The organism is Sphaerochaeta sp. S2, from assembly GCF_016406725.1.
Taxonomy (GTDB): Bacteria; Spirochaetota; Spirochaetia; order Sphaerochaetales; family Sphaerochaetaceae; genus Sphaerochaeta.
The window spans coordinates 1-5,954 of sequence record NZ_JAEKNT010000320.1 but is presented as its reverse complement, the minus strand read 5'-3'; the positions used below and the strand labels follow the sequence as shown (position 1 = coordinate 5,954).

Sequence of the window (5,954 nt, the reverse complement as noted above, 5' to 3'; positions counted from 1 at the left end):
TTCTTCAACTCCAGGTCGATGTTTTTCAGGTTGTGCTCCCTGGCACCCTTGATTATCAACGTATTATGCATGTTCTATCGCTTCCAACAAAGCAGCTTTTGCTTCCTGCTGCGTTACTTTTTTCACCAATTTCCCTTTTTCATAGAGAAATATACTATTGCCAAGACCAGTTATGGCCAAATCGGCTGCTTTAGCTTCACCAGGGCCATTGACCTGACAACCCATGATGGCAACGGTCAGATCCTTGTCAATGGTGAGGAGTTCTTGTTCTACGGATGCCAAAAATCCCTGGGAATCAAAACTATGCCTGCCACAACGAGGGCAGCTTACAATCCTGATGCCTTTCTTTCTCATCCCCAAGGTTCTCAGCAGTTCAACACCTGCCTGTACTTCGCTCTCAATATCACCGGTTATGCTGATACGAAGGGTGTTTCCAATCCCCTCGCTGAGAAGTTGCCCCAATGCCCATGTAGAGCGAGTAACTGCAGATATCACCGACCCAGCCTCGGTAACTCCAAGATGCAGTGGATAGGGACTCTGGGAAGCAAACAGACGATTAGCTTTCATGGTAAGCTCTGTGTCACTCGCCTTTAAGGAGACCACGGTGTTGCTAAAGCCCCATTGCTCGAACCAAGATAGGTACTCAAGAGCAGTATTGGTCATCAGTACTTCCGCAGAATCGTTTCCACGTGGTAAGGATCCACTATTCAGGCCTATACGAATGGCCCTGCCTTGATCCTTTGCGCTCTTCACCACCTCTTCAACTTTCCATTTTGCGCCGATATTACCTGGATTGATCCTAATCTTGTGTGCTCCACATGATAGTGCATCCAATGCTAGTTTGTAGTCAAAATGTATATCGGCAACAACGGGAATTGGACTCTTTTCACAAAGATACCTAAACGCATCATGATCCTCAGAAGAAGGGTATGAGAAGCGAATAACATCGCATCCCATTGCGTTGAGTTTCCCAATCCTGCGAATCAACTCCTCCAATGCTTCTATTTCATGGGGAATTGCACTGTCATACATCGTTTGCACAAGTACTGGTAGACCGCGTCCGATAAGGCTATTTCCGATATGTACCTGTTGATCTCCTGTCATCCTATGCTCCTCTCAGTCATACACATAGTATTCGTACGATATTACTACACATTTGTAAAGCCTATCAACTCTCATCCAGAACAATTAGCAGATGTTTTACTTTCGTGGGACCTTCTTCTCCCTGTATCCCATAGGAGAAAGGCTCTCCCGGCATAAAAACGGTAAAGGTTCCTTCCTCAGATCGAATAACATCGGTAACCTGACTGTCTGGGATGGATATGAATCCATTCTCATCCTTCGACCCTTCCTGATCCTTTCTCCTGTATGTAGTAACAAGCAACTCACTACCCTGCAAGGTGAGCAATACACACACCTTTGTAGGATGTACCATGAAGGTACCTCCAAAGGGAGCTGTAATGTATTGAGAGAACTTTACTTGCATTCCTTCAATTGAAGTACCTGCAGTATCGAGCAGTGCCACTTGTTGAAGATGTGGTATTGCCGGCGCATAGAAAGTGAGTTGGTCAATCGTGTCGTGTATCATAGTCTGCCCAGAATATACCCAATTCAAACATCTTACAAGAATATGCGAAGGGGCCTTTACATTTATATTGATAACAACTATATTGAGGTCAAGGAGAATATTTACATGGAAAACACCATTATCAATAGCATGAAAAAAAGACGCACAATCTACAATCTGGGAAAAGGACTTCCCGTGATGAAATCTACACTGGAGGATGCTGTTCGTGGAGTAATCAAATATGCTCCATCTGCATTCAACTCACAAACGAGTAGAGCAGTCATCCTGTATGGTGACAAGCATGATTGGCTTTGGGATCTAATCCTCTCCAAACTTATTGCGATGATAGACGACCCTGAGCAGAAAAAGCAGACGGAAGAGAAAATTGCCGGATTCAAGGCAGCTTCGGGAACCATTATGTTCTTTGAAGAGATGGCAACCATCCGTAGTCTTCAGGAGCAGATGCCACTCTACAGCGAGAATTTCGCGCTCTGGAGTCATCATGGAACAGGTATGGCACAATTCTCTGTCTGGACGGTTCTCGCTGAACTTGGAGTTGGTGCCAGCTTGCAGCACTATGGGAATCTCATTGAGGAAGAAGTACATGCACATTTCGACCTCCCCTCTTCCTGGTCCCTGATCGCCCAAATGCCTTTTGGATCAATCGAAAAGGATCCAGGAGATAAGGATTTCCTTCCTAGTGAGGAACGGGTACGGGTTATTGCGTAATTTTACCTGATAAGGGGGTGGAGCCTTGCTTCTCCCCCTTATTCTCAATACGCTTATACTATGAGCAACCTATCATTCACCACTTATGAAAGCCCCATTGGAACCTTGTACCTTACAAGTAATCAGGATGCATTGCTGGGGGTTTCCTTCATTTCAGAAATAAGAGAAGAACAAGAAAGTAGTCCTGTCCTTGATATGGCGATGCAACAATTGGATGCATACTTCAACGGAAAATTACAGCAATTCACGGTTCCCTTTGAACTGCAGGGTACTGCCTTCCAGAAAACAGTTTGGGAAGCTCTTTGTACGATACCCTATGCGACTGTGGTCAGTTACCAGGATATTGCAATTGCCATCGGCAATCCTAAGGCTGTACGTGCTGTGGGGATGGCAAACAACAAGAATCCCATCAGCATTATTATTCCCTGCCACCGGGTTATCGGCAAGCAGGGATCACTCACAGGGTATGCAGGTGGATTGGATAAGAAGCAGTGGCTTCTATCCCATGAACGAGCAAACCAGGATAGAAACCTACAAGAATAGCGCAACCGGTGAAATTCACGATTGTCATGATTACTAGAAGCAGCTTGTTTCAAGTCTGTAAGGCTATTCAAATTATTATGAAAGAGAAAACCTTAGCAAGTTCCATGATTGTTTTGGTGCAAGATACTGGTCCTTTTCCACCTTATTTTGAACAGGTCTAATTCTATCTGGGTTATCCATATTGTTGCTAGCTTTCAAATCTGGATGGTGTAGAACGATGTGCTCGATAAGATTTAGTTGTTGCCCAAACCCTACCGTATCAAGATTCAGAGTCAGTTCTTCATTCAGACTCCTGTTTACCACGAATAGGTCAAGTTCCTGTTCTTCCTCATGATATATAAGCACTGCATCTGCATAGGGTACCTCTCCATAACGATGGTTTTCATAGGTTGGCACATCCAATCTGATATCCAGTACCTCTCCCCTACCATACTTTGATGCATAATAGAACGGCCAGTAGATGGTTTGAGCCCAACTTGGTCCCCCATCTTCGGTCATGATTGGTGCAATCACATTCACTAACTGGGCAAGACATGCAACCTTCACCCGATCACAGTGTTTAAGCAAACTGTTGAGTAGACACCCAACCACCAAAGCGTCCTCAAAGGTATATATATCTTCCAGCAGATGTTTCCCAACTTTCCAGTCAGGTTCTGCTTTGTCCTGCTCATTGGAATGAAACCAAACATTCCATTCATCAAATGAGAGATACATGGTTTTTGAAGAGCGTTTTTTTGCTTGCACGTAATCACATACATGTACGACAGTTTCTATGAATTCATCCATTCTCTTACTTGAAGCAAGGAATGTCTCTGCATCATTCTCATCATTTCTGAAGTACATATGTAGCGACAGGTAGTCAGCAATATCCCATGTATGCTCAAGTACGGTCTCTTCCCATGCGGGGAATGTAGGCATATCACTATTGCTGGACCCACAAGCTACCAGCTCGAGGCTGGGATCATAGAGCTTTAAAGCCTTTCCTACCTCTGATGCGAGACGCCCATACTCCTCGGCTGTCTTGTGTCCAACTTGCCAAGGTCCATCCATTTCATTACCAAGGCACCACATCTTGATATCATAAGGAGCCTCTGATCCATGACTCTTTCTTAGTTCACTTAATGCAGTACCTCCTGGGTGGTTACAGTACTCGACCAAGTCCTTTGCCTCATCAATACCGCGGGTACCAAGGTTGAGTGCCATCATTGGTTCCGTGCCAACTTTCTGACACCAATCCATAAACTCCTTAATGCCAAATGTATTGGGATCCAATGCTTTCCAGGCAAGGTCAAGCCGTACTGGTCTTTCTTCTATAGGGCCAACAGAGTCTTCCCAACGATGGTTGGATACATAGTTGCCACCAGGAAATCTAACCATGGGAACATCAAGATCCTTGACGAGTTTCATGACATCAGTACGTAGTCCATTCTCATCAGAGAGTGGATGATCCTTTTCATAGATACCTCCATATACACATCGACCCAATTGCTCGACGAAGGAACTGAACAACCGCTTGTCTGCTGTTCCGATTACACAATGTTTAGAAGCATGTACTGTACATTTCACGTAGGTTTCTCCTGTTATATCAACCTTTTACCCCACCGCTGGTAAGACCAGCGATAAAATAGCGTTGGAAAAATATGAATATGATGATAATTGGTAGTGTTGCTGCCAGAGCCCCAATCAACAGAAGGTCATAAGCGCTGTTGTAAGGTGTTAGCAAAGTATTTAAACCAATGGGTAAAGTAAACTTTTGGCCATCACGCAGCACAATCAATGGCCAGAGAAAGTTATTCCAACTCTGCATTGACATAAATATTGCCATTGCAGAAAAGGCAGGGGGCATGATCGGTACAACAATTTTAAAGAAAATTGCATATTCATTTAATCCATCAACTCGACCTGCATCAACTAAGTCACGAGGAATACCATCTATGAATTGTTTAAAGAAAAAAATGGCAAATGGTGATACTACTAATGGCAAAATAACTCCCCAAAAAGTATCAATTAATTTGATAGTAATCATTAGTTTATATAGGGGAAGAATGAGTATCTGAATAGGTACCAACATTAGGAAAATCACCATAGTTGTAACAATTTTTCTACCTTTAAAAGTATATATTGATAGACCGTATGCAACAAATGAACTTAAGAACAGGGCTAAACTAGTTTGTAGTACTAGTAACAACAGACTGTTTTTAAACCAGATGAAATATATACCATCTCGTATTGTATAAAGGCCCTTAACGGTATTTAAGTTCAACCCGGTTGGAATCAAAGTATTTAAGGTTATTCCATATCTAAGAAGATCTCTGCCAGGACGAAAAGCTGCCAGTAATAGTGAATAAAGCGGAACAATATATACTAAGCACAATACTACTAAAACTAAATGTTTCATGAATTTATTAAGAGATAGATGCTTATTTATACTTATCATTTCTTGTCCTCAGTTTTAAAGAAACCAAATATTTTCAAGTAAGATATACTAATAGTGAATACAATTACCAGAAGCACAATACCAATAGAGCTGGCCATACCCATCTCACCCTCTTGGAATCCCTTCTTATATAAATAACCAACAATTGTTAGGCCTACATTGTTAGGTGAAGCTGTCCCTGACCATAGAATATAACTTTCTTCAAACATAGCCAGTCCACCAAAAATGGAGATAGTGGTAACAAAGATAGTCGTGCTTTTTAGTAATGGTATGGTAATTCTCCAGAGCTTTTGTAAAGGGGAGGCTCCATCAATATCTGCAGCCTCATAGAGTTCATCTGGAATTGCCTGCAATCCCGAGAGGAAGTAGATGATATTCACACCTACCCAACGCCAGAGTGCTAAAATGAGAAGTAAAATCATTGCCTGAGTAGGACCCCCAAGCAGCCACTGTCGTGGTTCTGCTCCTAAAGCGATGGCAATAGTATTTATAATGCTTTTATTGCTGGATGCAAATAACAAGCGCATAATTGTTCCTGCAACTACGACAGATATCAACGTGGGCACATACAATATTGAACGATATAGTGTGTTAACCGTCTTGTTTCCATTGTTAAGCCATACAGAAAGCAACAAAGGAATTGGTATAAGCAAGGCTATTGTATACACTGTATAGCGA

Annotated in this window: 7 protein-coding genes; 2 read left to right on the top strand and 5 right to left on the bottom strand. The window is 42.6% G+C overall.

The features are described from left to right. Window positions 1-63: 63 nt before the first annotated feature. Both ispG and JF818_RS09300 read right to left on the bottom strand, forming a co-directional pair. Window positions 64-1,104, bottom strand: coding sequence for a flavodoxin-dependent (E)-4-hydroxy-3-methylbut-2-enyl-diphosphate synthase (ispG, locus tag JF818_RS09305; RefSeq protein ID WP_198891739.1), 1,041 nt, complete (start codon window positions 1,102-1,104; stop codon window positions 64-66). A 64-nt stretch (window positions 1,105-1,168) separates the two neighbouring features. Beyond that, the gene (locus JF818_RS09300; protein WP_198891738.1) at window positions 1,169-1,435 is read right to left on the bottom strand and encodes a hypothetical protein; all 267 of its coding nucleotides are present in this window, start codon (window positions 1,433-1,435) and stop codon (window positions 1,169-1,171) included. 258 nt (window positions 1,436-1,693) lie between these two features. Here JF818_RS09300 and JF818_RS09295 point away from each other — a divergent pair, with 258 nt between their 5' ends. After that, on the top strand, window positions 1,694-2,296 hold the full coding sequence (locus JF818_RS09295; protein WP_198891737.1) for a nitroreductase family protein: 603 nt from the start codon (window positions 1,694-1,696) through the stop codon (window positions 2,294-2,296). 60 nt (window positions 2,297-2,356) lie between these two features. Continuing rightward, window positions 2,357-2,839 carry a methylated-DNA--[protein]-cysteine S-methyltransferase gene (locus JF818_RS09290; RefSeq protein ID WP_198891736.1) on the top strand — a complete coding sequence of 161 codons (483 nt, stop codon included), beginning with the start codon at window positions 2,357-2,359 and terminating at the stop codon, window positions 2,837-2,839. Between the two features lie 75 nt (window positions 2,840-2,914). Here the strand turns inward: JF818_RS09290 and JF818_RS09285 are convergent, their stop codons facing one another. The 3 genes from JF818_RS09285 to JF818_RS09275 all read right to left on the bottom strand — a co-directional run. Further along, window positions 2,915-4,405, bottom strand: coding sequence for an alpha-N-arabinofuranosidase (locus JF818_RS09285; RefSeq protein ID WP_198891735.1), 1,491 nt, complete (start codon window positions 4,403-4,405; stop codon window positions 2,915-2,917). 19 nt (window positions 4,406-4,424) lie between these two features. Next, on the bottom strand, window positions 4,425-5,237 hold the full coding sequence (locus JF818_RS09280) for a carbohydrate ABC transporter permease (protein WP_233067081.1): 813 nt from the start codon (window positions 5,235-5,237) through the stop codon (window positions 4,425-4,427). 35 nt (window positions 5,238-5,272) lie between these two features. Next, a partial coding sequence (locus JF818_RS09275) for a carbohydrate ABC transporter permease (protein ID WP_198891733.1) occupies window positions 5,273-5,954 on the bottom strand: 682 nt, incomplete at its 5' end.

What these genes read in the sequence shown, in the direction of transcription:
- JF818_RS09300 (WP_198891738.1), bottom strand. Translation starts at nt 1,435, where the DNA reads ATGGTACATCCTACAAAGGTGTGTGTATTGCTCACCTTGCAGGGTAGT.
- JF818_RS09290 (WP_198891736.1), top strand. Translation starts at nt 2,357, where the DNA reads ATGAGCAACCTATCATTCACCACTTATGAAAGCCCCATTGGAACCTTG.
- ispG (WP_198891739.1), bottom strand. Translation starts at nt 1,104, where the DNA reads ATGACAGGAGATCAACAGGTACATATCGGAAATAGCCTTATCGGACGC.
- JF818_RS09280 (WP_233067081.1), bottom strand. Translation starts at nt 5,237, where the DNA reads ATGAAACATTTAGTTTTAGTAGTATTGTGCTTAGTATATATTGTTCCG.
- JF818_RS09295 (WP_198891737.1), top strand. Translation starts at nt 1,694, where the DNA reads ATGGAAAACACCATTATCAATAGCATGAAAAAAAGACGCACAATCTAC.